At 60.6% G+C, this 25,716-nt stretch carries 19 protein-coding genes; 1 reads left to right on the forward strand and 18 read right to left on the reverse strand.

The features are described 5' to 3' along the window. Window positions 1-48: 48 nt before the first annotated feature. The 8 genes from GY725_12650 to GY725_12685 form a co-directional block, all read right to left on the reverse strand. Complete coding sequence (locus GY725_12650; GenBank protein ID MCP4005035.1) at window positions 49-1,062, reverse strand: hypothetical protein; 1,014 nt, start codon at window positions 1,060-1,062, stop codon at window positions 49-51. Next, window positions 1,059-2,747, reverse strand: coding sequence for a hypothetical protein (locus tag GY725_12655; protein MCP4005036.1), 1,689 nt, complete (start codon window positions 2,745-2,747; stop codon window positions 1,059-1,061). Before GY725_12655 ends, GY725_12650 begins: the two co-directional genes overlap by 4 nt. Before the next feature lie 13 nt (window positions 2,748-2,760). Then, complete coding sequence (locus tag GY725_12660) at window positions 2,761-3,810, reverse strand: 6-bladed beta-propeller (protein ID MCP4005037.1); 1,050 nt, start codon at window positions 3,808-3,810, stop codon at window positions 2,761-2,763. Between the two features lie 2 nt (window positions 3,811-3,812). Beyond that, the gene (locus GY725_12665) at window positions 3,813-5,807 is read right to left on the reverse strand and encodes a hypothetical protein (GenBank protein ID MCP4005038.1); all 1,995 of its coding nucleotides are present in this window, start codon (window positions 5,805-5,807) and stop codon (window positions 3,813-3,815) included. After that, window positions 5,804-6,616, reverse strand: a complete 813-nt coding sequence (locus tag GY725_12670) for a hypothetical protein (protein ID MCP4005039.1) — start codon at window positions 6,614-6,616, stop codon at window positions 5,804-5,806. Before GY725_12670 ends, GY725_12665 begins: the two co-directional genes overlap by 4 nt. 4 nt (window positions 6,617-6,620) lie before the next feature. Then, window positions 6,621-7,718: a hypothetical protein gene (locus tag GY725_12675; GenBank protein MCP4005040.1), complete on the reverse strand. Its 1,098-nt coding sequence runs from the start codon at window positions 7,716-7,718 to the stop codon at window positions 6,621-6,623. After that, the gene (locus tag GY725_12680) at window positions 7,715-8,557 is read right to left on the reverse strand and encodes a hypothetical protein (GenBank protein ID MCP4005041.1); all 843 of its coding nucleotides are present in this window, start codon (window positions 8,555-8,557) and stop codon (window positions 7,715-7,717) included. Before GY725_12680 ends, GY725_12675 begins: the two co-directional genes overlap by 4 nt. A 300-nt stretch (window positions 8,558-8,857) precedes the next feature. After that, window positions 8,858-9,697 (reverse strand): hypothetical protein, encoded by an 840-nt coding sequence (locus tag GY725_12685; GenBank protein MCP4005042.1) that lies wholly within the window; start codon window positions 9,695-9,697, stop codon window positions 8,858-8,860. A gap of 563 nt (window positions 9,698-10,260) precedes the next feature. Here GY725_12685 and GY725_12690 point away from each other — a divergent pair. Beyond that, window positions 10,261-11,751, forward strand: a complete 1,491-nt coding sequence (locus tag GY725_12690; protein ID MCP4005043.1) for a hypothetical protein — start codon at window positions 10,261-10,263, stop codon at window positions 11,749-11,751. Window positions 11,752-12,710: 959 nt separating this feature from the next. Here GY725_12690 and GY725_12695 read toward each other — a convergent pair. The 10 genes from GY725_12695 to GY725_12740 all read right to left on the reverse strand — a co-directional run bounded on the left by GY725_12695 (window position 12,711) and on the right by GY725_12740 (window position 25,711). After that, window positions 12,711-15,854 carry an efflux RND transporter permease subunit gene (locus GY725_12695; protein MCP4005044.1) on the reverse strand — a complete coding sequence of 1,048 codons (3,144 nt, stop codon included), beginning with the start codon at window positions 15,852-15,854 and terminating at the stop codon, window positions 12,711-12,713. Next, window positions 15,851-16,948, reverse strand: coding sequence for an efflux RND transporter periplasmic adaptor subunit (locus GY725_12700; GenBank protein ID MCP4005045.1), 1,098 nt, complete (start codon window positions 16,946-16,948; stop codon window positions 15,851-15,853). The genes GY725_12695 and GY725_12700 overlap by 4 nt, the downstream gene beginning before the upstream one ends. A gap of 154 nt (window positions 16,949-17,102) precedes the next feature. Beyond that, window positions 17,103-18,086 (reverse strand): ferritin-like domain-containing protein, encoded by a 984-nt coding sequence (locus tag GY725_12705; protein MCP4005046.1) that lies wholly within the window; start codon window positions 18,084-18,086, stop codon window positions 17,103-17,105. A 146-nt stretch (window positions 18,087-18,232) separates the two neighbouring features. Then, a complete protein-coding gene (locus GY725_12710) occupies window positions 18,233-20,068 on the reverse strand; it encodes a DUF4445 domain-containing protein (GenBank protein ID MCP4005047.1) in 1,836 nt (611 codons plus the stop codon). After that, window positions 20,065-20,775 (reverse strand): hypothetical protein, encoded by a 711-nt coding sequence (locus GY725_12715; protein ID MCP4005048.1) that lies wholly within the window; start codon window positions 20,773-20,775, stop codon window positions 20,065-20,067. Before GY725_12715 ends, GY725_12710 begins: the two co-directional genes overlap by 4 nt. 65 nt (window positions 20,776-20,840) lie before the next feature. Next, complete coding sequence (locus tag GY725_12720; protein ID MCP4005049.1) at window positions 20,841-22,091, reverse strand: hypothetical protein; 1,251 nt, start codon at window positions 22,089-22,091, stop codon at window positions 20,841-20,843. Next, window positions 22,088-22,741, reverse strand: a complete 654-nt coding sequence (locus tag GY725_12725; protein MCP4005050.1) for a methionine synthase — start codon at window positions 22,739-22,741, stop codon at window positions 22,088-22,090. Before GY725_12725 ends, GY725_12720 begins: the two co-directional genes overlap by 4 nt. A 145-nt stretch (window positions 22,742-22,886) precedes the next feature. Next, complete coding sequence (locus GY725_12730; protein MCP4005051.1) at window positions 22,887-24,026, reverse strand: hypothetical protein; 1,140 nt, start codon at window positions 24,024-24,026, stop codon at window positions 22,887-22,889. Window positions 24,027-24,088: 62 nt separating this feature from the next. After that, window positions 24,089-24,958 (reverse strand): methionine synthase, encoded by an 870-nt coding sequence (locus GY725_12735; protein MCP4005052.1) that lies wholly within the window; start codon window positions 24,956-24,958, stop codon window positions 24,089-24,091. Window positions 24,959-24,964: 6 nt separating this feature from the next. Continuing rightward, the gene (locus tag GY725_12740; protein MCP4005053.1) at window positions 24,965-25,711 is read right to left on the reverse strand and encodes a cobalamin-binding protein; all 747 of its coding nucleotides are present in this window, start codon (window positions 25,709-25,711) and stop codon (window positions 24,965-24,967) included. Window positions 25,712-25,716 lie beyond the last annotated feature (5 nt).

Below are 25,716 nucleotides of genomic sequence, written 5' to 3' on the forward strand. Positions count from 1 at the left end.
CTGGACTGTGATCTTATCCTGAATCGGGAGGTGGAGTTGGCCGGGTCTTCAGTCTGCGAGTGTAGGCACGAGAATCTCGATGTTGGCCTTGGCGCGAAGGTCTGCAAGCCACGTTTCTAGCAACTCGCGATCTCGCGTTCTTTTCAGGTTGCCGCGCAGCTTCTCTTTGATTTCCCGGAATTCCATCGGGTGGGAGGGGATGAGGTTCTCCACCTTCAGGAGGTGAACGCCGCGGAAAGTCCGAATGGGTTGCGACAACCCGGCCTCCGAGAGCGACCAGATCGCCGCATCGAGTTCTTCTTCCAGTTGATTCGGGTGGACGAGACCGAGTAGTCCCCCCTTATCCTTCTCATCTTTCGAGGCCTCCGAGATCTCAGCCACCAGCGACTCGAATGATTCACCCGCAATGATGCGTGCCCGGGCGTCAGCGAGGCGATCGATAGTTCCCTGCCAGACCTCTGGATTGCGTCCCAGCGGAGGTACGCGAATGAAGATGCGACGTACATTGGCCTGGGCGGGCATGACCAGTACAGCGCGGTTCTCGTCGTAGTAGCGGCGCATGCTCTCGTCATCCACGGCCGGTGCTGCATCCAGCAGTCGCTCCTCGACTTTCGAAGTAAGCTGTCGGCGTCGCAGAGCGGCGCGCACGTCGTCGCGTGTGAATCCAGAGGCTGTCAGGCGTGCTTCGAAGGCCTTTTCGTTCGGATAGCGTGCGATCACGCCTCGTAGCGCATGCTGCAGTTCGTCGTCGCTCACGGCTATACCACGTTGTTCGGCATCCTGGAATTTCAATTCCACATCGATCAGTGTCTTCAGAGACGCGCGTTCGAGTTCTAGCCGCCTGGCGGCATCAACGCTGCCGTGAAAACTGGCTCCAGGCATGCGTCGCGAAAGCTCCGCCTGAAGTTCGCGTCCGCGGATCTCGGCGCCGTTTACGCGACAGATGACGGCGTCGATTGCGTTGTGTGGTATGGCGTCCGTAGCATGCACAGGGGTTGCGACCGACACCAGCGCACACAACACCAGGCCAGACAGCCGGAGTAGTGGGGAGGTGTAGCTCATGGACCGTAGGACTCCGGGCTGTGGTCCTCGCCGTGGCACTGCAAGTAGCACTGCCCCGCGTTGTCTCCCAGGTCTTCGAATTCAAGGCGGCCCGTATTCGGATCTGCAGACACAATCGACAGATCGAAGTTGATCAAGTGAGAGTTGTTGGACGGAGTTCCGTCGCTCACACCATGGGGATCGTGGCAGGCACTGCACGGCGCGTCCTCTTCTTCAAAGTGCTTCTTGTGTTTATCGAAACTGATGTCTGAGCGTAGACTCGATTCGCTATGGCATTTGAAGCACAGGTCATACAAGCTGGGGTCGTAGGGCACCCCGTCAATCGTATTGTACTGTCGCTCTAGGATGTGCTCGAAAACCGATCCATGTGGACCCGCGGGTCCACTGCCTCCGGCACCGGGTCCGCGATCGCTCGCATGGCAATCACTGCAGTAGATCAGACTCGTCTCGGTATACGGCGACAAGAGACTCGGCACGTTCGGATTCTTGCCCATGCCCTCGACCGGGTGATACGAAGCGTTGCTAAGATCGAACTGCAGGCGCTTGTTCACTTCGAGAAGCTGACGATTGATCGGCGGATCACTCATCGGTGAGTCACCATGGCATTTGAAACAAACCTCGTATTCGTAGGTTGCAGGTGAGACTGCGGAACCGTTGCGGTCTACACCGCTCGCCCGGCCAAGGGTAGGACTTGCGAGCGGGGCCGCATGGGCCGCATCTTCGCTCGTGCTATGAGGTTCGTGACAATCGCTGCACTCCACGTGCTCTGAAAGACCAAAGGTCGGGTCCTCATTGGGTGTGTGCACGTCAGTCGTCAGTTCCACCGGATGATGGAAGGCGGCGGAGATATCGCTCTGGATATCGGTTGCCGCCAGAGTTCCGTCGTGACACACTAGACAGTTGTCTTCCTCTTGAGCGTGGTTGAGGATCCAGGCCGTGCTTCCCGCGGAGTGCGGAGAATGGCAGTTCTGACAGGCATTCTCCGCCAAGGTTGTGAAGTCTGTGTGCGGCCAGGGATCGGTTCCACTGCCATTCCAGGTCGCGAGCGAGGTGGAATGCGACGAAGGAGCCCAGTCCGGTTTTTCGTGGCACTCGAGACACAGTTTCGAACCGATCATTGGCGCGACCAGGAAATTTCCAAAACCTTCGTTATGTGGATCGTGGCATGAAGTGCACTGGAGCTGTCCCCGAGGGTCCACCGTCACACTGCCCATCAATTCACTTGGGTCGACCAGATCCGCCCGCTGCGCCGCCAACGCGGAGTCGTAGTCAAATGAGATGGGATGGTCGTCGCGAAGATCGCTGTCTACAAGACTGCCGCCGGACGGCATGAAACGCACTCCGCCAACGAAACCGATTTCCTCGGGTTGACTGACCAGGTTTCCCAGAGCGACCGTGCCGTCGTGGCAGGACAGGCAGAGCTTGCTCGCTCCCGTTGGCTGGTCGACCGTCGCCAGTAGTGTCGCGCTCTGGTAGGGAAGATACGTCTCCGTGGAATCCTGACGGTTCCACAACATCGAGGATGAGCGTGAACTGTGGTGGGGTGTATGGCAGAAAATGCACAGGCGCCCCTCCGACTCGGCCTGGATCGGACCGGGACCGGTGGTCGACAGGTTGTGTTTCGTCGCAGTGATTCCGGCCCGTCCCGAAAGCGAAACGAGTAATGCCAGTGCGAGCACCGACACACCGAGCATCCATCTACTGGCCGAGGTATTCAAAGACTTGTACCCGTCGGTTGTACGCGTCGGCGACGTAGATGCGATTACCGTTGGAAACGCAAAGACCGGCCGGAAGCCAGAATTGCCCTGGGCCAGCGCCCGAAGCACCGAAGCCCAATAGCACAGGGCCGGTTCGGTCGAAGATCTGCACGTTGTCGAACAAGGAATCCACGACGTAGACGTGACCGTCCCGATCGACTGCGACACCTTTGGGCTTGGAGAAGCTCCCGGGCGTATCCCCGAGTTCGCCGAGCACAGTGAGTGGCTGTCCTTCTGGAGAAAGAATCTGCACGCGGAAGTTCAGCGTATCGGTCACGAGCAGACGGCTTTTCGAATCGATTGCCAGGTGCGTGGGGAAATTGAACTCACCAGGCTGGCTGCCACGGCCACCGAATGATGTGACCACCTTTCCTTCGGTGTCCAGGGCAACGAGCAGGTGCCTCGCCGTATCTACGACCCAAAGTATTTGGTTATGGACGTCGAACGCAATTCCGGTCGGACGCACGAGCGCGCCGTCGGCGGTCCAGTCCCCCAGAGTTTCTCCGTTGCGGTCGTAGCGACGGATCCGCGCCCGCGCCGAGTCGGTCACGTAGGCGACGCCGTCGGCATCATGAGTGACGGCGATCGGTGAGATGAGACGATCTGACTCTTCCGTATTCAACGCGCGATAGCGCTGCCGTGCCGTATCGAAAATGTGCACCAGGCCCGCACCCGGGTCGGCAACCCACAACCGCCCGCGTCCATCTACTGCCACGCCGTGCGGCCGGACCATGCGAGGTTCGATTGCGCCCGACAACCAGTCCCAGAAGCGGCGCAGTGCACTCGGATGGATGCCCAGGTCGGCGGGCGTGCGGATCTGTGCCGCGAAGCGGATCCGAGCCGTCTCGGGACCCGAAGGCCAGACAATCTCGGGCACACCGACCGCGGGTTCGCGCTCGGCCGACGGCGTCGCGCAGCCAAACAGAAATCCCGCGCACAAAGGCGCGATGACTCTCGACAAAAAGTGCCCGCGAAGCAATGCCCCGGCCATGGTCAGAACGGTCTCGAAACCCGGAAAAGCAGGCGGTTGAATCGATCCTTGCTGTCTTGCCTGCTGCCCGAGGTTGCTTGAGTATCGACCTGGAAGTAGCGGTGCTCCAGCGACAGGTGCAATCGTCCATAGCGGTAGGTAAACGACAGCGTGGAGCCGATCGTCTCGGTGTCTTCCTCTTCTTGTTCCACCAGTCGGCCAAGCAGGCGCAAGCGAGCAAGGATCCGTCCGGGCAAGACTGTTGTGATTGTCGCTCCTGCGTGAGTCGTGTCGGTATCGCGATTCACCTCTTCGAGGCTCTCGTGACTGAACGTGCCATAGAGTGAAAATGTCGAGCGCCTTCCCAGGCGAAAGTTCAGGAACTGGCTCAAGCTGTAGCGATCTCGAGGCGTCAGGCCATGCCGTTCTCGGCGATACTTGAAACGCGTTCGGCTGATACCGTACCGGAACTCTACAGTTCCGTTCTGCACATCAGAATCATTGAACGAGTTCTGCTCTTCCACACCGGAAATCAACCGCTGGCTGGTTCGTGCATCGGACACTTCGATGTACAGATGATCCAGTAGGTCGAGGCTGATGCTCGATGTGGTCGTCTGGCCGCTGAATTTTCGAGAACTCAGGGTCTGGAAATCGTAGTCGACCTCGATAGTGCTGGCTAACGGCGGAACAGCGGGGTCGAGGTTGCTGCCGGGGATCACACGCAAGCCAGTCTGGCTTCCAACGGGCACGACTTCGTAATCGATGCCCTCGATAAATGAGAACAGAGTCGTAGGATCGGTTACGACGATCGAATCGACTGCGACAAAGGTCTTGTTGAGGATGATCAGCTGACCGATCAACACGTTCTGCGTCTCGTCCAGGACTGTGAGACTACCTTCTTCCTGGTCCTCGTCCTGATAGCTCATGTCCGGTGAGAATCGAAGACCCAGGCGTCCCCACGGAATCTTCTTGTTGTAGTCGAAATCGAGTCTCCCGTAGGCTGACCACACTTGGCCCAGGTCGAAGTCCGAGAACGTGCCGCCCGTGCTGACGGTCGTTCTCAAAGAGTCGAAGAGTTGGTGTGAGAGCCCCGCCGAAGCGGCGTGGGACGTGGCAGATGTCGAGTTGTCCTGGTAGTTCAGCGTGTAGTTGTAGCGGGAGCTCAGTTTCGCTCCGTGGGACAGGCGGATCTGTTCAGTCAGGTAGAGTGCCCGACTGTCCACGTCGCTGCTGTTTTCGGTCCAGACCAGATTGCTCGAGAACAGACCTTTGTCGAGCGTTCGGTCGTGAGAGGCCTGGAGGGTGTGCCTCCGGCGACTCGCAGACGAGATGCCGGACCGCGTCTCTTGCTCTTCTGCATCGAAGTTGAAGACACTGCGTGTACGGTCTGTCTCGTTTCGCAGGCTCAAGCGAAACAAATCCCGTTCGCGCTTTGTATTACTCGAAATCCCGCTGGAGTCGATCTCGTTATGGGTCAAGCTGACCTGGGTGGGCAGCTTGAAATCACCGAGCGCGAACTCGCGGAAGTTCACACTGGTCCCGTAACGAAGCGCATCGACGATTTGTTGTGGTGCGAGCGGGGTGTCGAGTTCCGAGCGCTCCTTGTCTGCAAAGAGAGTAACTGGATAGGGTTTCTCGGGCAGGAAAGTGCCCGAGAGATTGAAGCCCAGGTCCATCCGGTCGGTGTCTTGCGAGCTTCCGGCGGGTTCGGTGTCCGAACTCGCCTGCTCGAACTCCAGGCGGAAAATTCCGGAGATATCAGAGAAGGCGGGATGGTAGACCCAGCCGTCGAAGCCCAGCTTCAATTCTTCGATCATGGACAATCGCTTGTTTTCCGAGCCCGTTCCTTCGTCGATCTCGCGCTTGTCGTTGTCCCAGCGGACTTCACCCGCGAGTTCACCGGACCACTCCTCGAATTCGAACAATGGCCGGCTCTGCCGTTGCGCCTGGGCGCTGGAAGAAAACAGCGCGCCAAGCGTGAGCAGGAGGACGAGCGGCAGCGAAAGTCGTCGAGTCACTGCACCTTACCCCGGTCTCCGCGTACCTCAGCCTGCACCGTATTGGAGGTAGCGGGTTGTCTTCTGAGAAAGAAGTGATCCGGTCCGCCGTGTGGGTCATGACAGTGGGTGCACTGCGCCGTGACGCGGAGTGTCGGTGCATCCTCTGTCCGATCGTCCTCCTTTGTTGGCGGCCATGCGTCATTGGGATCCGATGGCCGATGCTCGGCCGTGAACGCAAGCAGGTCTTCTCGCAGATGGCATTGTCCACAGAGTTGGGCAGACGGTTCGGCACGGAGGAGTGCCGGATAAGGCGAGGTATGCGATTGGTGGCAGGCCACGCACCAGCCGCCGGCCACTGGACCGTGGATCGACATGCCCTGGTTGCGGGAGTGCGCGGGGGAGTACTCGCTGTGACAGTGGGTGCACAGTTCGTCGACGGGCATGCGCAAACGCCCTCCTTCAGCCAGGGCGGCCTGTGCCTGTGCGCTCGAGGCGCCGCCGCCACGCGGACCTCTCCAGCCGGAGGAAGCGCCCAGATCGTGACAGCGCGCGCATTCTTCGGCGGCATAGGGACCGTGACTAAACTCGCGAAAGGTCTTCGTGCGAGTTCTGGCCTGGAGTTCTTCTTCCTTTTGAGCCTCGATCTCGGACGCAGCGTCGGCAATCTGTTGCGCACGAGCTTCGGGGCTGACGTAAGGCGGCACGCCATCGAAGAGGAACTCGAGCCATTCGTGTCGATGCGGCGCGCTGCAGCTTACCGTCACCGCGGACAATACCAGGACGGCCGCCAGCGGCACTACTTCTAGCGTTGCCCTGCCGGTCAGCATCCGGCTACTCCTCGTCTTCGTCCGGCAACGCGAATTCATCGTAGCGCGATGGATCCCTTGGTTCGACGAAACCGTAGACCCCGATCTTGTTGGGACCGTAGTTGTTTGCAACCAGGACCACGTATTTGAGTACGAAACCCGGATCTACAAAGGACTCGAAGTGCGGTACGAGGTCGGCGCTGACAAAGACGTCTGCCGGTAGGTACATGCTTCCCGGTCCCATGCCTGATCCGCCGAACGCGAGCAGTACCTGTGTATTCTCCGTATCCCAGATCTGCACGTTTTCGAAAGCCCCATCGGACACATATAGATGGCCCTCGTTATCGACGGCCGTGCCGCGTGGGCGCGCGAATGTTCCGGGACCATCCCCCAGAAAGCCGAATTCGTGAACGAACTCGCCGTCGACGTCAAACTCCTGGATGCGGAAGTTGATCGCATCCGTCACGAACAGATGTCCTCGCTCGTCGATGCTGAGGCTAGTAGGGACGTTGAACTCACCTGTGCGTTCGCCAAATTCTCCGATGGTGCGTTCCCTGGCCTTGGTCCGACGATCCAGAACTTCGACGCGGTGCTTCATACGATTGACCACGTAGACGAAGTCCTCGTCCACCGCCACGCCGGTTGGACGAAGCTTCTCAGGGTTTCCGTAAGAACGCACGAAGGCGTCTTCGCGGTCGAATTGGACGACCTGCTTGCGCACCGAGTCTGCAATGAACTTATTGCCCTGTGCATCGATGGCGATGGCCACGGGCGAGCGGAGCTGGCCTTCGGCCTTTGCGCCCGGAAGCGGGTCGAAGACCTTGTTCTTCAGGTCCAGTCGCAGCACCGTACCCCAACCCGGATCCGCTACGTAGATCACCCCGTCGAATGCGGCGACGGCGGTTGGCTTGCGCATGCGCCGCGAACTCCCCTGCTCGCCGACCAGGAACCTCATGAACATGCTTGGAGCGCCTTCAACGTCATCGGCACCGGCAAACTGCGTCAGAAACTGGATGCGAGGTCGTTGAGGTGGAGCCGGATAGAAAAGTGAGTCCTGGTCGAAATCCGGGGTGGCGCATCCTGCCAACAGGAACCCGACAACCGCGAGCGCCGTGAACCTCATTGAGCGATGGCTTCCGAAGGCCGCTTGAGGATCCGCATACGCGAGGGGATGGCCCGTTCGCGGTCGTACTCGGCTGGAATATGGCACGAGGTCGTACAGTTTCCACCGCCCGGCGTTGCCGAAAAATGCAATGTCAGGGTCTCCTGACCAAAGGGCATGTTCTTCCGCATCAGCGCTGGTCCGGAGGAACGATGCGGTTCGTGGCAGAGTCCACAAGAGCGCCCGCGCCCGTCCGAAGCGACTACGTGCCGGTAGTGAAGGTTGTCCTCTCCATTGCGAAAGCGAGTTGTCTGCGTCGTGGGTTGCGTCTCGACGAGTTCCCGTGAATGGCAGGTGCCGTAACACGCCGAGAAGGCACTGTGCTCGTACGGTGTTGTGTAGGGGCCTGCTGGCAGGGAACCACGCAAGAGGGCTTTGTCTCCGACCGCGTGCGCCGGATGGCAGGGCGTGCAGCGGTCTTCCGTCAGTGGGCCATGTTCGAATGACCGCGTGTCATTCGCCGGCCGCGCAAAGCCTGTATGACAGGTCGCGCAACCGGTCCGTTCCGGGCCAAGCAATGCCGCCTGTGTGGTTCCGCCGTGAGGGTCGTGACATCTGAGGCAGGGATCCTCGTCTCCCTGGGAGGGATCTACGTGGAATGGAGGCAGCGGCTGATGACACGAGGCACAGCTGCGCCCGCCACTCGCTGAAACAAGGGCCCGTACGCCCGTTCCCTCGTGGTACGTGGGTACGGGAACGTCGCTCGCATCAAATGCATGACACGCAACGCAGCGTCCCTTCGCTACAGGAGTGTGGCGAACAGGAAGCTGCTGCAATTCGTTGTGACAGCCGCTTCGCATACAGTTCACTACTTCCTGGCCCGCTCCGTTCTGCGCATCTGCTACGGTCAATCCAGGTCCGAGGACCAACGTCGCGAAGGCCAGCTTCGCGAGGATCGGAGACGGAAGCATGCGAGCGAACCGGAATACCAGCAGTTCTGCTACTCGAACGATGATGGCTCCTCCGCACCAGTATACACGGGTACCATCGAGAGAAGCGCCGAAAACAAAGGACCCGACCCCGGGTAGTTCCGAGGTCGGGTCCGGTTTCATGTTTCACGCAGATTGAGTCGCCAGCAAGGTGACTCGGTGTCGCCTCAGCTACTTGTCGTGGCAGGTCAGGCAGAGAGCGCTGGCGCCTGCCCCGACTCCCGCTTTCGTGCTCTCACGAAGCAGGTGCGTACCGGAAACCGCATCCTTGTCATGGACATCGTGGCAGGTCGAGCACTCGACGCGGCCATTGTCCAGGACGTCGGCGATGGTACCGCCACCTAGTGGCGTGGTGTCTGGCTTCATGCCCTTGGCCGCACCACCAGCATCCGCGTAGGCGATCGAGATCGGATGGTTGTTTGTCATGCTGGATGCGCCGTAGTCCGCGCAGTTTCCGTTGGTGAGACAATCACCCACGTTCGTCGTCGCTCCACCGATTACGAATCCAGCGCTGTATTGATCGCTCAATACTTGCAGGGCTCCGCCGTAGTCGACGTTCGGGAAGTCGGCTGCGACCTTCCCATCGTACTGGTTGATCCCCGTGACGCCGTCGTGGCAGCCCAGGCAGAGCTTCGACACGCCCAGCGGCTCCGTTGCAGGGGTGGCATCCATGTAATCGATCATGGATGCATCCGTTCCATACATCTGCCAGGTTGTCTTGGTGGTCACTTCATGGTTCCACAAGATACCCTGATTGCCGTAGCGCACCTTCCCATGATCATGGGGTACGTGGCACGTACGACAGATTTCCTTGCGCTTGAGATTCCACGGAATAGCTCCGGTAATCTCGGAAACGGTGGCTCCGCCTTGGTCGACGTCATCGGTGAAGTCGTGAGGACTCCCCTGAATTCCACCTCCCGTTCCGTTGGCAAAGGCAAGATGAGACCCGCCTCCAACCAACAGGATCATTGCCAAACCCGCAATGACTAAAGAATTTTTTTGTGTAGTCATGGCTTCCTAGCCCTCCTTCCGGTCATCCTCGCTCCAGCGCTGCACTACGGAAATTCCGCCCATTGCAGTTTACGCGTTGACAGGTGCTTGGAGCAAGCGGCGTGCCGCTCCAGAGTTGTCTCTTCCAGAGCTTCCGCACAAACGCGAATGTGAGCTAACTCCCCGAAGTAGTTGAAATTGGTTGGATCAACGGGCCTCGAGACCCATCCGGAGTGAGCGAAAGAATGAGAATTTCCGAATCATCCCACCGACAGATGTGGCGTTTCTGGACACCGAGCATGGAAGCGGGAAACTGGAAACGGGCCAAAAGCTCAGTATGGGCGTATTGCGGGATCACAGCACCATTGCAAGCGGGGCCGCCTCTTCTGTCGACCTCGACGTGTCGTTTCAGCGCCATCCTGGAGCTGGGCACAGGCCTTGCTCTCGTGCTGCTATAGAGTCAATTCACTCGAATGGGTCCTTTTTCGGCATTCGGAGCTGGACAGGACGACGCTGTGCGACAAACAAGCTGAAGCATATTGACTCACTTCAAAGACAGCTGTGACTTTTTCCGACACGAGAAAATGAGAGAATCGGCCTTCATGCACATCGGAACTCCAGAAGCAGGAGCACAGGGCAGCCGCGTCACAGTTCCAGCGGGCGGCGGTCGGAACAGCCTCAACCCGCGGATTATTCGTGCGCTATGGACCGGCTCCTTTGCCATCTGGTCATTGCTAGCGGTTCCTCTGAGCGCGGAAGTGCCAGAACAGCTCAATCCCGATGCCGCATGCGCCAGCGCGGCCTGCCACGGGTTCATCGAGCAGGCGCCACATCGTCACTGGGCGGAGTTCTCTGGCCCTGAGGCCTGCCGGGAATGCCATTCGTCGGACGACCCACGCAAACACGTCTTCGAGACAGACGACTCAGAGGAGAGCTGTTTCGGCTGCCATTCGGAATTGGGCGAGAGGATGGGTGCTGCGAAAACCGTGCATGAAGCAGCGGAGGATGGCGGCTGTCTGGATTGTCACGATCCGCATGCAGGGGAAACTGCGGCGTTATTGAACGACGACGTCAAGGACGACAATCTCCAGGATCTGTGTTTCGGCTGCCACGACGAGGATATCGTCGAAGGCGAGTACAAACACGGACCCGTCGACGCAGGTGCATGTACGCAGTGCCACGATCCGCATGCCTCGTCCCGAGCCAAGCTGCTTCGCCACAAAGGAATGGCATTGTGCGAGAGCTGTCACGAAGAGATTGCCGATCTGGTCAAGAGTTCGGAGCACGTTCACGATCCGGCGCGGGATGACTGTATCGATTGTCACAACCCGCATAGCAGTAACCATCCAGTGATGCTGATTGCCGAGAAGCAGAAGATATGTGCTGAATGCCACGCAGACATCGTCAACGGTGCAAACAATGCGAGCGTGGATCATGCTCCCGTGAAGACGCGTGATGAATGTCTGAGTTGCCACTCGCCGCATGCGTCCGACCATGCGGCCGTCTTGACGAAACCCGAGCGGGACCTGTGCCTGGGTTGCCACGACAAGCGTGTGGAGTCTGGTGACGACGTGCTCACCAACATTTTGCGTCGGCTCGAGGAGCACTCGGCCTGGCACGAACCGATCCGGAAGGATGGTTGTACAGCCTGCCATGACCCTCATGGGAATGGTGAATTTCGGCTGTTGAAGAAGCGCTTCCCTGAGCGCTTCTACAGCCCCTTCCGGGTCAGGAACTACGGACTGTGTTTTTCGTGTCATGAATCGAATCTGGTCACGAGTCGGCGCACCCGAAGTGCCACCGCGTTCCGCGATGGAGACCGCAACCTGCATTTCGTGCACGTCAATAAGAAGCAACGCGGTCGCACCTGCCGTGCATGTCACGATCTGCATGCCGGCGACGGTGAGGCGATGATCTCGGAGACGATCCAGTTCGGAGGCTGGCAGATGCCGCTGCACTACGAATCGACTTCGAACGGTGGCTCCTGCCAGCCCGGCTGTCACGAAGCCGAGGCCTACGAACGCAGCAAAGAGAAATCGGTCAATTCCGATGCTCTCCCCGGAACTGTTCGTTAGCTGAACTGTTGCACATCTTCTGCACGTAGTATGCGCATGCATCTACGGCGCAGTTCTGCCGCAAACTAATGTCGTTCTCCAGAGCCGCCGATGTCGCACGCAGCGCCGCGGCAATAGATCGGGATTTTCGTTGATCGAGCCCAGCGCGAAGCAACTCGTGTTGAGAGGCTCGGCGGATGCGCAGAATCCATGCTCTGATTTCGTTCAATGTTGTAGCGAGCCTATGCCTGCCACTTCATCTTGCGTGGGCCACAGGTGCGGAAGGTATCGCGGGCAGCGTGCACGACTTCACCCGCGCGCGATCCATAGGTAGGGACGAGATATCAAACCCGCATCTTCGCAGTGGTGGGCTCGATCGGGCTTGCGGGGCCTGCCACGGGCCTTCCGACGCGCCGCAAGAGCAGCGGCCGTCCCTGGCCAAGCCCCCCTGGGGTAGCGGGCTGACTGCTCGAGTACGTTTCGAATCGTATGCCGAGCCCGTCAACCGAGGTAGCTGGCAGCTTCGTACTGGAAATGATGCGCCGGCTGGTGTTTCGAAGCTCTGCTTGAGCTGTCATGATGGGGTCGTCGCGCGGAATAGCCTTCTCGGCCAATCGAACGAGAACGGGGATGCCTCCAATAGCAGGTCTGCACGAGCCAGCGCATCGGGTGATTCGGGGCTCGCGAAGCGCCACCCGATCTCAGTCGAATCCACGGACCGATCCGCGAATGCCGGGCAGGGACCGTCTTCCAAGCCCCACCCAAGACGGATCGAGTGCTCCACATGTCACGATGTGCACGAGCGGGGCGCCAGGCCCGGTCCGGTTGCAGCAAGGAAATCCCTACAGGTTCCCGCTTCGATGGACCTGGCAGGCAACGACGCCAACGGTGATGCAGCATGCGTCGCCTGCCATAGCAAGTAGACGAGCCTCGGCTTTTCGGCGGTGAATTTCGACGCAGAGCGTTTCAGCTTCTTCGCATTACTCCGAGTGACGCACCGCGGAAACGGCCAGTTCCGGCACTTCCGCACTCGGATGCCTGTTCTTGGGTCCGACTGCAGGCAGGTTTGCTCTCGGGCTTTCGATCAGGGAGTAGAGCACAGGGACCACGAAGAGGGTGAGGGCCGAGGCCAGGAGCAATCCCGAGATGATCGTGACTCCGAGGGGTACCCAGAACTCTCCACCCGAAGTCAGATTCAGTGTGAGCGGGAGCAGGCCGGCGATCGTAGTAAAGGTCGTGAGCAACACGGGTCGCAGACGTTCCGACGAAGCGAAGCGCAGAGCGTCATTCAGGATCATCCCAGCTCTGCGCTTGCGATTGATGGCATCGACCATGACGATTCCGTCGTTTACGACAATGCCTGTAAGCGACACGATGCCAATGAAGACCATGAAGCTGAACGGTGTGCCCGTGATGAGAAGTCCGAGAGTCACGCCTACTACCGAGAGCGGAACACCGAGCAGTACGATGAAAGGCTGCCGGAGCGAGTTGAACTGTACGGCGATCACGATGTAGATCAGAAGCAATCCCCACTTCAGAGCCTGCCACAAGCTCGTGTAGGACCGGTCGCGTTCCTCAGTTTCGCCACCGAACTCGAGAGCGATATCACCGGGTAGCGTCATTGCTGCCAATGCCTCACGCGCCGTCGTTTCCAACAGGACCGTGGAGAATCCTTCGACAGCGTCGGCCCGCACGGTCACCGTGCGACGGCCATTGTGGCGGAAGATCGCGTTCTGGCCGAAGTCGAGCCAGATCCTCGCGATCTCGCCCAGCGGGACGAGCCGTCCATCTGCTGCGCGCAGAGGAAGTTCACCAACCTGATCCATAGTGTGCGGTGTGGTGTCAGGTGCACGCAGGCGCAGGTCGACGCGTTCGTCGCCCATCCACATACGACCGACATCTACGCCGTGAAAGGAGGTAAGCAGGGCATTCGAGACTTGCTCAGGCAAGATACCGAAGCGCGCGGAAGCGCGGGCCCGATCCAGGTCCACACGAATCTCGGGCCGTGTGCGGTCGTAATCCATGCGCACGTCGGTCGCTCCAGGAAGGCTGCTCAGGCGCCGCTCGATACGCTCTGCGGCATTGGCTACTTGCTCGAGCGATTCACCTTTCACGCGGATTGCGAGCGCGGCCCCAACCGGCGGGCCTCCCTCGAGTTCCTGGAGGTCGATCTCTACCCCTGCGTAGACTTCCAATTGTCTGCGCAACTTCGCCACTAGCGTACTCTGGTCAAACTCACGCTCCGATCCCGGTACGAGTTCTACGTCGATCTTGCCGTACTCCGGTCCAACCCTGGCCCCATCTCGTCCTTCAGACGAAAGAGCGCCCGTGTCGCCCGTGGTCAGGACCCAATGCTTCACTTCGGACATTTCGCGTAGGTGTTCACCGATCAACTGTCCGACGTGATCTGTCTCGGCGAGTGGGGTACCCAGCGGAAGTGCATAGTTGACGATGAAACGCGCCTGATCGCTGGCCGGCAAGAAGATCGAGTCGATCACATTCGTGATGTACAGGGTACCTGCGCCCAGAAAGGCGATCGTTGCGGTGGCCAGAATCGATACTCGCATCCGCAGTGCACGCATGAGGGCACGCTCGTAGACAGGGCGGATCCGTTCGAAGTCGGGTGACCATGTGAACTTGCGCGTGCGGCTCGTGCGTTCGCTAGGACGAAGCTGAGCGGCTACCGCCGGCAGCAGAAGATGGTCGACGAAAACCGAGCCGATCAGTGCAAAGGCTACGACCTTTGGCATTACAGACATGAACTGGCCCATGACTCCGACCATCAGCAGCATCGGCAGGAATGCGGCCACGGTCGTAAGGTCCGCTGAGATCACGGGCATGCCGACTTTTCCAATTCCCGTCTTGGCAGCCTCGACCGACGTCGCACCTGCCTCCGCCTCGGCGTAGATCGCTTCTCCCACGATGATCGCCCCATCGACTACGAGCCCCAGTACCAGGATCAACGAGAACAGCGCGATATTGCTGATCTCCATGTCAAACAAGTACAAGCCCACGAACGTGACCAGAACCGAAATTGGCAATACGCTGCCCACTAGCAAGGCGCGACGCACTCCGAAAACCGTGAAGAGCACGAGCACCACGAGCACCAGACCGATCGCTCCACTCGTGCCAAGCTGACGGATCATCCGAGCGATCTCATCTGATGCGTCAGAGTGCGTTTCAATTTGTATTCCGGGTGGCAGAGAGGAGCGCACTCGTGTGATCATGGCCTCGAGCTGTTCGACGGTCTCCATGGTGTTCACGTCGGGCCGTCTGCGCACGATCAGGGTCACACTGGGTTCGCCATCGAGCCATGCTCCCGACGTCCGCCTTACGTGACCCACCTCTACACGCGCGACGTCCCGCAGATGCAGGCTTCCTGCACCATTGGCCAGGACGACGATAGAGCGGATCTCTTCCAATGAGTGGAACTCGCCCGTAGTGCGGATCAAATGGCTCGAGCCGCGGCCTCGTAGTTCGCCCGAAGGTCGTCCACTGCTCTGACGGCCGATGGCGGCTACCAGATCCTGTAGGGTCAGGCCATGCTGCGTGAGTGAGGGAGGATCAGCGAGGATCCACACCTCGCGCTCGAGCCCGCCGAAAACGTCAACGCGGCTCACTCCCGCAACGGTTTCCAGGTCGGGCGCCAGGTCCTCGGCAATCTCTCGAAGCCTGTACTGGTCACCACCTCCGTGTAGCGTGAAGAACACGATCGGTAGATCATCGAAACTGATCTCGCGCACGATCGGTGCGTCAGCATCGTCGGGAAACTCCGACTCCACCAGACTGGTTTCATCGCGGACGGAGCGCAGACTCTCCTTCATGTCGGCACGATCCTCGAACTCCAGGATGTGCGTCGATACACCATCGCTCGCGATCGAGGTGAGATGGCGTAGGTCAGCGAGTGTTCCGAGCTGTTCGTCTAGATCGACGGTGATCTCCGCTTCGACCTCCTCGGGCGAAGCTCCGACATAGGGCACGTAGACCACCGAGAACGGAATCTGCACCTCAGGTGCTCGATTGACAGGCAGCTCTGAAAGGCACCAGATTCCCAACAGCGAGACCAGCACGGCTGCAAGGTAGATCGGGAGTGGTCTCCCTATCGTCTTCTGAAAGATCTTCAAGGGCCCATTACCACGGGCCGTGCGATCCGCGAATCTGGGCCCGTACCCCGTAAAACGGAATCGTCGATGTGAACGGCGACATCATCGTCGAGATCGTGTTGTCCCCGAACGACGAGTGCATCGCTAGGGGTGGCGCCGGTGAGTACCAGTCGGTCGCCATGCAGCCAGGCCTCCTCGACGGTTTTCTCTCTCGCGCGACCATCCTGCACGAAGAACACTACCCGCTGTCCCGAGCGCGCGACTGAAGTTTCGAGCGGAATCGACAACGCATCTTCTACCTCACGAGATACGATGCGTGCACGTGCGCTCATGCCGGGTTTGAGATGCCCCTCGGGATTGGGGATCAGGATCTCCACAGCGAAAAGCACGCTGCCTTCGGCTGCTGCGGGTGCGATGGCGTGCACGAGGCCGCTGAAGCCGGAATCGCGAAGCGACGGGACGCTGATCTCGACACGGGCTCCGGGCATGACGTCGCCGATCTGATGTCCAGGCACACCGACTTCGATCTTCAGCAGATCGAAGTTCAGGAGTCGGGCAACCACTTTGCCAGGAACCACGACCTCACCTGGATCTACGCGCACATCGGCGATGATGCCCGCGAAACGCGCTTCGAGGTGCCGACGATCGAGCCTTTCCTGAACCAGGTCGAGTTCCGTCCGGCGAAGCTTTGCCGCAGTGGCCGCGGATTCCAGCGTGCTGGCGCTAGTCGCCTGAGCTTTGCGCAATCCACGCAGGCGTGCGAAGTCGCGCTGTGCATCGGCAAGCCGGAGCTGTGCACGTTCGACCTCGGCTACCTCGAGTTCGGTGTCGAGCTGGGCGATCTTGTCGCCCTCATTCACTTGCACGCCCTCGCCCAGGATGCGCGCAACGCGTCCGGCGACTTCGAAGCTGAGCGGGAGGCTTGCTGCCGCTTCGAGGATCCCGACTTTCACCGGAAGCGTGATCGTCTGCTTCGCGCGGGTGAGTTCCCGAACGGCTACCAGAACCGTGCGATCAGGTTCAGCTCCGGCTGGAAGTGCAGCGACCACCAGAACGGTCAGAAAACCGAGGCGGGTCCAGATTCCCGAAAGCAGTCCGCAATCCGGCGTCGACACGGCACCCTCCTCGCGTATGAGGCGATACCGTGTGATCGAGCAAGGCTTGTGCCGACTCGCGATCGATGAGGCGCCGTTTCGGATCCCGGCCGCCCCGAGTCCGGGACATTAGGTCCCAGACATGGGTCAGCTCGGCACCTGGGTCTGCAGACGACTAGACGTCGAAGCCCAGTTCGCGGTATCCGGGAGCGACCCGATCGGTCACGAGACCGACTCGCTGGAGCTGCGGGACCACGTGGTCATCGAACATTCGAGGTCCGGTATTGGCGAACTCGGGATCGTTGGCTTTTTCCCCGATCTCCTGCATCGCCGCGTCGTAGTCGATGCCTACCTCGGTATACACCGCCTGCCGCGACGACAGGATGCCGCCACCCTTGGAGTCCGCCGCGCCTCCGCCACCAGTGGTGAGCATGCGAACCGCTCCCAACGCAAAATCTTCCACGCGCTCGCGATCGGGATCCGACATGCGCGGGAGTTCTTCCTTCATGTAGATCAGACCGTAGGAGACGTGGCGTGCCTCGTCCTGTGCGGTCAGTTCGACCACGTTGCGCAGCAGATCGTCGCGTGTGTTTTCCTTCATCGACTTGAATGTGCCCATCGCCAGGCTCTCGGTGATGACCTGCATTCCCACGCACTTCATCTGCCAGAGATCGGCCTCGAGGATCGCGTTGAGGACTGCGTGTAGCGAAGGTTCGATGGTATAGACCTGGTCGAGTCGCGTGATGTAGCGGTGAAACACCTCGACGTGCCGAGCTTCGTCGACGACCTGGGTGGCGGCGTAGAGTTTTCCGTCGATGTCCGGGACGGCCTCGACGAGCTGTCCGCAGCAGAGCAGTGCACCCTGCTCACCGTGCAGAAACTGGGAAAGCGTCCAGGCGGAGCGCCGCGCTGCAAACTGCTCGCGCGCCTCGTTCGAGAGCGCCTTGACGAAGTCGTAGCGGGGGAAGCGTTCCCCGCTCGGGTCCAGGATGTCCCCGACTCCCTCCTTGTTGATCTCGAGATCCCACGGGATGTCCACCGCCGCGTTCCACTGTTCCTTCTTCGCCTTCTCGTAGAGGTCGCGAAGAGCATTTACATTGGTTTCGTAGTCGAACTTCCAGTGTGTCTTGAGAGTTGTGACGATGGATTCGAGTGACATGGAGGATTCCGTCCGAGTTGGGCCGCGAGGGCTCGTTGGGGTGGACCGCGATCTTGTCCGGCCGGGCTCCACTCTAGCATCTGCGCCGTAGTGGACAAGAATGTCCACTACTCCGGGCCCTCTACGCGCTGGATCGGAGCCTCTGATCAGACCGGTCGGCTGAAGCCGATGTGCTCGATGTAGCTGGTTTGGAAGGCGGGATTTCCGGCCAGTTCCAGATAGCGGCAGCGACGGGCGATGGCGGCCGCGGCATCGCGTTGTTGGCGCGACAGAAGAGCCAGTCGCGCGCCATCCCCGGCGGCGTTTCCTACCTGGGCGAAGCGCTGGAAGGGCAGGGGTGGCAGCATTCCGATTGCCTGAGCGCTGCTCAGGTCGATGTAGTTGCCAAAAGCTCCTGCGACCACCACCTGCTCGAGTTCGCGCTCGACGTGACCGGTGTCTTTGAGGAGCAGGTCCGTCGCTGCTCGGATCGCCGCCTTCGCCAGTTGTACTGCGCGCACGTCTTCCTGCGTGAAGACGATCTCGGGCCCCGAGTCGCTCTCGCGCACGAGCACGAACTCCCTTCGATGGCCGCGGTTTCGCACGCGCGGGTGGCCTTCCTGAATTCGCCCCCGTTCATTCATTACGCCGGTCAGGAAGAGTTGTGCGACGGCGTCGAGCACGCCGGATCCGCAGATTCCCACCGGTGGCGCGTCCTCGATCGTATCGACGCGCACCTCGTCGCCTAGCAAACGAATCCGCTCGACGGCGCCGACTGCGGCGCGCATTCCACACGCGATATGGGCACCTTCGAAAGCGGGACCCGATGGACAGGACAGACTCGTGATGGAATCGCCCTCGATCAGCGAAATCTCCGTATTGGTTCCAATGTCCATCGCCAGACAAAGCCGTGCTTCGAGCCCGGGAAGCGTGGCCAGAAGTGTGGCCACGTGGTCGCCGCCCACAAAGGCCGCGATATTGGGAAGCAGGTGGACGCGAGTGCCCGCGGCCAGAACGAGACCGAGGTCGCGCGCCCTGACGTCGATCGCATCGCTGAGAGCCGGTATGAACGGTGCCGTGGCCAGAGGCTCGACCGGTAGACCGAGTAGCAGGTGGTGCATCATGGTGTTGCCGACCACGACTGCGTCGACGATCTGCTCGCTCGAGGCCGCGCCGAGCGAACAGAGCCTGGCGAGCAGTTCACCGAGGGCCTCGACCGCGAGTCCCTGAAGTTCCTGCGCTCCCTTCTTGTCGCTGCGCACGAGGGCGGCGTAGCTGATCAGATCGCCCCCGTGGCGAGTTTGAGGGTTCTCGATTCCAGCAGAGGCCAGGGTTTCTCCGCTCTCGAGGTCCGAGAGGCAAGCCGAGATATTCGTGGTTCCCAGGTCGATGGCGAGACCCAGAGCGGGTCGACCCACTGGACCGGTCGCGATCAGCTCACCTCGACGGACGAAGGCGTCCAGACGTCCGCCGTTCTTGCGAAACTCGTCGGGAAACTCGCGAATCGCATCCAGATCGATTTGCTCGCACCCGCCGGGTCGCGCGATTGCGAGTGCGTCGAGCAGTCGCTGGTCGTCCGCGCGTACGTCGTCCAGCGAGGCTGGAGGAAGCTCGATTGTGACGCGCTCGATGACCGACTCGGGTTCGACGTGAGTCTCGCGTCCGTCCACGAGCGTACGCATGGGCGCAGCGGTAGAGCGCGGCGGGAGCCAGACCGTACAGTCCCCGATCGGGTCGACCAGACAGGCGCGGCGCCAGCCTTCGGCGAGGCGGCGCGCCGAGAACGCCTGCTGATCGGCGGGGGAAGGCTCCGGAACCGGGCCATCGACGAATTGCACCACGCAGGCGGCGCAACGCCCCTGTCCGCCACAACTACTGGCGATGCGCACGCGGTGGCGGCGTGCGCAATCGAGCAGGTTCTCGTCCGTCTTGCAATGGCCTTCCCGATCGGCCGGTGTGAAGCGGACGCGGAACCCCGAGGTTTCGGATTCAGGCTCGCTCACGCGACAACGGGTTCAGGGTCGATGGTTCGCAAGCGACAGGTGTCGCGGGAAGAGCACAGCTCGCAAGCCTGGGCATGGGTCCACTTCGGCAATCCTTGCCCCAGACCGATCAACATGGACAGGGATTTCACCGGAGCCAGCATGCAAGCACTGGTGAGTTCGACGCCAATTCGTTCTGCGCCCGCGACTTCTACGACGACCCTCTGTTCGGAAAGATCGACGTCGTTTTGACCCGGGCTCAATACACCGCTGGTGTCGAAACCGCGCTCGCTCGCCCATTCCGCGATGCTCTTCGGGAGGTGGTCGGCGAGTTTGCCAATGGCCAGATTGCCGACCTCGCCCAGGATGAAGGCTTCGACTTCGCGCCCGCTCGCAAACCATTCGCGTGTCGTCGTGTCCAGCGCCGGGCCGATGCTACCGACGGCCATCACGAGTTCTTCGGCCTTGCCCAATAGTCGCACGGCGCCCTCGGCCCGGGTCAGTTCCGCTCCCCCGTCGAGTCGGATGCGGGCGCCCGACGCCTCGAGCACTTTGCGCGATTCCCAGACGACCGCCGGTTGCAGGAGTTCCCGTTCCACCACTTCGGACAGAACCTGCGGAAGCAGTGCGCGAATGCGCGGATGCAGACCGCCCTTCGAGTGCAGTGTGCGCAGGCGGCGCAGTTCGACCAGCGAGATCTCGATCGAAACTTCGCTCACGACCGGCACGGCGGTTCTCTCTCTTCATCGAAATCCAGCGTTCGCCTCGTGGACTGGAAAACCCTCACGATCGACTATCCGGACGCACCGTAGCTTCTGACGGTGTCGCGCATGGCAAACACGTTCTCGATGCGCGCGTCATCGGGGATGCCGATCGCACCGTCGACGATCAACCCACCGCCCTGCGCGCAGCCATCGATCAGCCACTTGCAGTAGTCGGCGACTTCGGTCGGTTTGCCGACGGTCAACAGGGAGGCCGGGACGAAGCCACGCAGACACACGGTGTCGCCGAGCGAGGCCTTTGCCTTGAGCGGATCCGTGCGTTCGAAGTGGTAGATGATCTTTCCCGGCGGGACGTCCCCGATCACTTCGAGGCGGGAGTCGCAGACTCCTTCCCAGAGCACCAGCGGGGTCAAATCAGCTTCGATCAAGTCGAGCATGAGGTCGCGCAATCCCGGCCAGTAGAACTTCTCGAACTGTTTGCCCGACATGAATCCGTCGAGTCCCCAGTGCAGCGGAATGAATACGGTCCTGGAGGGAAGCATCGTAGCGCGGCCGATCGTACCCGGCGTTATGATCCGCCTGGCTTTGTCGATGGCGGCGAGCATCTTCTCTTCGTGGCGGAACATGTCCAGCATCGCACCGCGCGAGCCACGCATATAGTCGGCGATGTAGTCATAGGGCGCCATCGTGAACCCGCCGAAAGTCGTGGGGAAGCCGAGATCGGCCATCTCTTTCACGAGCGGGATCGCCGAGCCGAGCATACCCGTCACTTCCCGGCCCGCGCTCGCCAGTTGCTCGAAGGTCTGTGCCATCTCGGGTGTCGCAAACCCCGAAGTCGCGTGCGCCAGTCCGAAGTAGGGCGAGGCGGGAAAGTCTGGAAAGTTTGCGAAACCCTCGAACGCGCCGGCGACTCGCGGCAGGTACTTCCTGAGAAAGAAGCCGGTGGGATCGAAGAGGAACTCGTCGTACTCCTCTGCCGCCATGTACTCGCGGTCGAGGAACTGGAAGGTGGAGTCCGGACCTACACCGTGACCGGGCCACTGCAGCATGCGGAAGTCCAGCTTTTCAAACGCTGGGCCCATGCTCACAGTCGGTTGCATGAACGAGAATGCATCGGGTTCGAGGTCGAGCACGGCCTTGCGAACTGCGGCGTTGTAACGCGAGTGTTCGTACATCGCCTCCTGGCAGGTCATCTCGGCGTAACGCGCCGGCCAGAAGTGCCAGATGGTCGAAAAGGGAACTTGATCCGGTTCGCGCAACTCGACAGCATCCTGGATGCGCTGCGAGCGTTCGTCGAATTGCTTCGCGGCGGAATCGCTCATGTGTTCGACTCCGCCGTCCACTGTCGACACAGCGTGACGGCGTTCATCGCATTCGCACCGAAAGAATCCGCACCCGTGTAGCGCAGGATCGTCTCGTCGACCTGGCCCCCGCCGATCATGATCTTGACGGCGTCGCGCTGCCCCGCCTTTTCGATCTCATCGATGGTGTTCTTCATCGAGTCGAATGACAGAGTCAAAAATCCGCTCAGCGCCACGACGTCGGGGGATTCGCTCTGGATGGCCTCGATGAAGCGATCCGGCGGCACGTCCACGCCCAGGTCGCAGACTTCGAATTCGTTTACGTCGAGCATGAAGCCGACGATGTTCTTGCCGATGTCGTGGATGTCCCCGTGCACCGTGCCGAGTACGACCTTTCCCAGTGGTTCACCCGAGATCACTGCATCTCCCGAGATGCGTGGCTTTACCACGGCGGTAATCTGACTCAGGATCTCTCCGGCCATCACCAGTTCCGGAATGAAGAATTCGCCTTCTTCGAAATTCCGGCCGACGATGTCCATCGCTTCCTTGCACTTGCGCAAGATGTCGAGTGGTTGGCCACCCGCGTCGAGTTGAGCGGTCGCCAGTTCGACGGCTTCGACCTCGCGCATTCCGACGATGGCATCGATCAGGCTCCGCTCTTCATTGCTCAAGACAGCTACTCCACGAGTTGGTTGATCGCTGCCTCGGCCTACCATAAACGCCGAATCAGCCCATCGGGATTGTACCGCGGTCGGAATTTCTCGGGGTAAAATCTGGAATTTCGGCCTGTAGAGGATCGGCCAGCCCGACCCAGGCTCAGGCGAAATAGCTGCGCAGGGTTTCAGTAACGGCGCGGATCACCGGCATGGGTGTGTTCTTCGGCAGCGCGTCGCCGCTTCCGAGGATGAACTTGTGGAAGCTTCCGGCCTCTTCCTCGATTCCGCTCAAGAGATCGCGAACGTAGACGCTCATCTCTTGCGGTGAGAGACCCGTAAAAGCCGTCGCGTCGATGCCGCCCACGAGCACTTTGTCTTTGGCCCAGCCCGCCTTGGCCTTGCCGAAGTCGACATCGCCGGTAGGAGAGGGTGCGACGTCGATGAAGCCGTCTTGATTGGCGTTGCAGAGCTGCCCGGAAAAACCAGTCAAGCGGCCACACATATGCGTGAGGTACGTCTTGCCTGCACCTCGACAGATCTCTGCGTAATCATTGCAGTGGCGCTGGTCGAAGCGCTCGTAGTTTTTCGGAGACGTGAGTGTGGTGGAGAGGTTTTCGTAGCTGATCACGACCTCGGCCTTGCTCTCGGCGAGGATCTGATAGGCCTTCAGATTGAGTTCGTGCATCATCTCGAAGCATTGCTCGACCGTGTCCGGATCGTCGGCGAGCGCGTAGGTCATCTTCTCCAGGCCCATTTCATTGTTGATGAAATGTTCCATCGGGCTATTGGGACCCGAAGTCGTCGCGAGTCCGTCATCGCCCAGGCGCTCGACGGTCTGGTTGAAGTACTCGGGATCGGGGGACAGGATCGCGGTCTCCAGCCCGTACATATAGATCTTGATGTCCTCCAGCGTCTGGAGTTTGCGCTTGGTAAACCAGGGCACGAACGGAGACTCGGGTGTCCATTTGAACTCTTCGACCAGCGTGCCCAGCTTGGTTTCGTGGGTCGAACGAAACGATCCATCGGCCTGGCGATCGATCTGTGAATCCACGCGGGGGTTTTTCTGCGAACTGGTCTTGGCTCCGGATACGGGCGGCGTGGCCGCGTGAATCATCACGTGCCGCAGCATGGCGTCAGAACCGACTTCCTTGTGGAGTTCCCGCTCATCGAGCTTCCCGTCTTCGGGCAGAGAAGACAAAAAGTAGTTGTCGACACAGGGCGACCAGGGAATGCGATCGACTGGATCTCCCCGAAACGTCGCCAGCAGGCGCTCGCGCGAGCTCATGGTTTCCGTGCTCACGTCACTTCTCCTCTCGCGATCCGGTCCGAATCCGTGCACCCCGACAAGCGCAACGCGAGTTTTCAGGCATCGATGCGCGCCCGGAGTGTCTCGATGAAAGCGGGACTCGTCCCGCAACAGCCGCCGATGAAGCTCGCGCCTGCTTCGACGAGATCGCCCAGGTGCGATGCAAACTGCTCGGGAGTGGTGTTGTAGACCACCTGGCCCGCTTCGAGCGTGGGCAAGCCGGCATTCGCCTTGATCCAGATGGGTCGGTCGGTTGCAGAGGCGAGTCGCGCGCAGATCGGGATATAGCCTTCGATGCCGTTGCCGCAGTTCGCGCCGATCACGTCGGCGCCCGCTTTCGTCAGGGACTCGGCGGCCTGCTCGGGCTTGACTCCCATCATGGTGCGATCCTTGTTTTTCCCGGAGTCGTACACCATGCACGCCACCACCGGCAGGCCGGTCGCGCGCGCCGCATCGATCGCGAATCCGGCCTCATCGAGGTCGGTCATGGTTTCGATGACGATCGCGTCCGCGCCACCGGCCGCCAGAGCTTGCGCCTGTTGTTCGAAGGCCGCGCGCAGGGCCGCTTCGGTCACCTGTCCATTGATCAACAGCTTGCCGCTCGGACCGATCGATGCGAACACCCGCGCGCGCGTCCCCGCGGCGCGCTTGGAGATCTCGACCCCCGATCGATTCACCTGCTCGAGCTTCGAGACCTCGGAGTGTTCGGCCAGTGCGATGGCATTGGCGCGAAACGTATTGGTCAAAATGACGTCACTCCCGGCCTCGACGTAGGCACGGGCGACCTGTTCGACGCGATCTGCGTGCTCCAGGTTCCAGAAATCCGGTGATTCGCCCATCGCGAGTCCGCGAGACTGCAATTCGGTGCCCCAGGCACCATCGAGCAACACGGTGCCCTTGGCGAGCAGTTCGTCGATCAGCGTCATCTGAACTCAGACCCCTAACAGTTGAAAGGCGGCGCGAACCGCGGCGGTGGCGTTGTCTGCATAGGCGTCAGCCTTGATCTCGTCGGCGTAGCTCGTCGAGAGTGGGGCGCCGCCCACCAGGACCTTCACCCGATCTCGCAGCCCGGCCGCTTCGAGTCCGTCGACGACCGACTTCATCGACTGCATGGTTACCGTGAGCAGGGCCGAAAGGCCCACGAGATCCGCGTCCTTTTCCTTTGCGGCCGCCACGAACTGCTCGGCCGGGACGTCACTTCCAAGATCGATGACGTCGAAGCCCGCGCCTTCGAACATGGCCGATACCAGGTTCTTGCCGATGTCGTGAAGATCCCCCTGAACGGTGCCGATGACGATGCGGCCTTTGCTCGGGGCGCCGGTCTCTGCGAGTAGAGGGCGGATCAGTTCGAGGGCCGATTTCATGGCACGGGCTGCGAGCAGGAGTTCGGGCACGAAGTACTCTTCTTCCTCGAAGAGTCTCCCCACCTCGTCCATCGCTGGGATCATCGCATCGTCGATCAATGACTGGGGGTCGACGGACGCATCGAGGGCTGCGCGCGTCAGTTCCACCGCCGAGTTCTTGTCTCCGCTGAGTACAGCCTCGTAGAGTTCTGTGTTCTGCGCCACGAGCAAATCTCCGTCGGCCGGCCGGCCGCGAGCATGATAGCGCGAGCCGAAGGGAAAAGGGGGAATGCAGGCGCCGTGTGGCGCGCGTTGAAGAACACTGGACTCAGCCATTAGAC

Source organism: bacterium (assembly GCA_024226335.1).
Taxonomy (GTDB): Bacteria; Myxococcota_A; UBA9160; order SZUA-336; family SZUA-336; genus JAAELY01.

Coding starts and splice junctions, on each gene's coding strand:
- GY725_12690 (MCP4005043.1), top strand. CDS start 10,261: ATGAGAGAATCGGCCTTCATGCACATCGGAACTCCAGAAGCAGGAGCA.
- GY725_12675 (MCP4005040.1), bottom strand. CDS start 7,718: ATGAGGTTCACGGCGCTCGCGGTTGTCGGGTTCCTGTTGGCAGGATGC.
- GY725_12720 (MCP4005049.1), bottom strand. CDS start 22,091: ATGAGCGATTCCGCCGCGAAGCAATTCGACGAACGCTCGCAGCGCATC.
- GY725_12670 (MCP4005039.1), bottom strand. CDS start 6,616: ATGCTGACCGGCAGGGCAACGCTAGAAGTAGTGCCGCTGGCGGCCGTC.
- GY725_12735 (MCP4005052.1), bottom strand. CDS start 24,958: ATGACGCTGATCGACGAACTGCTCGCCAAGGGCACCGTGTTGCTCGAT.
- GY725_12660 (MCP4005037.1), bottom strand. CDS start 3,810: ATGGCCGGGGCATTGCTTCGCGGGCACTTTTTGTCGAGAGTCATCGCG.
- GY725_12740 (MCP4005053.1), bottom strand. CDS start 25,711: ATGGCTGAGTCCAGTGTTCTTCAACGCGCGCCACACGGCGCCTGCATT.
- GY725_12650 (MCP4005035.1), bottom strand. CDS start 1,062: ATGAGCTACACCTCCCCACTACTCCGGCTGTCTGGCCTGGTGTTGTGT.
- GY725_12685 (MCP4005042.1), bottom strand. CDS start 9,697: ATGACTACACAAAAAAATTCTTTAGTCATTGCGGGTTTGGCAATGATC.
- GY725_12705 (MCP4005046.1), bottom strand. CDS start 18,086: ATGTCACTCGAATCCATCGTCACAACTCTCAAGACACACTGGAAGTTC.
- GY725_12680 (MCP4005041.1), bottom strand. CDS start 8,557: ATGCGAAGCGGCTGTCACAACGAATTGCAGCAGCTTCCTGTTCGCCAC.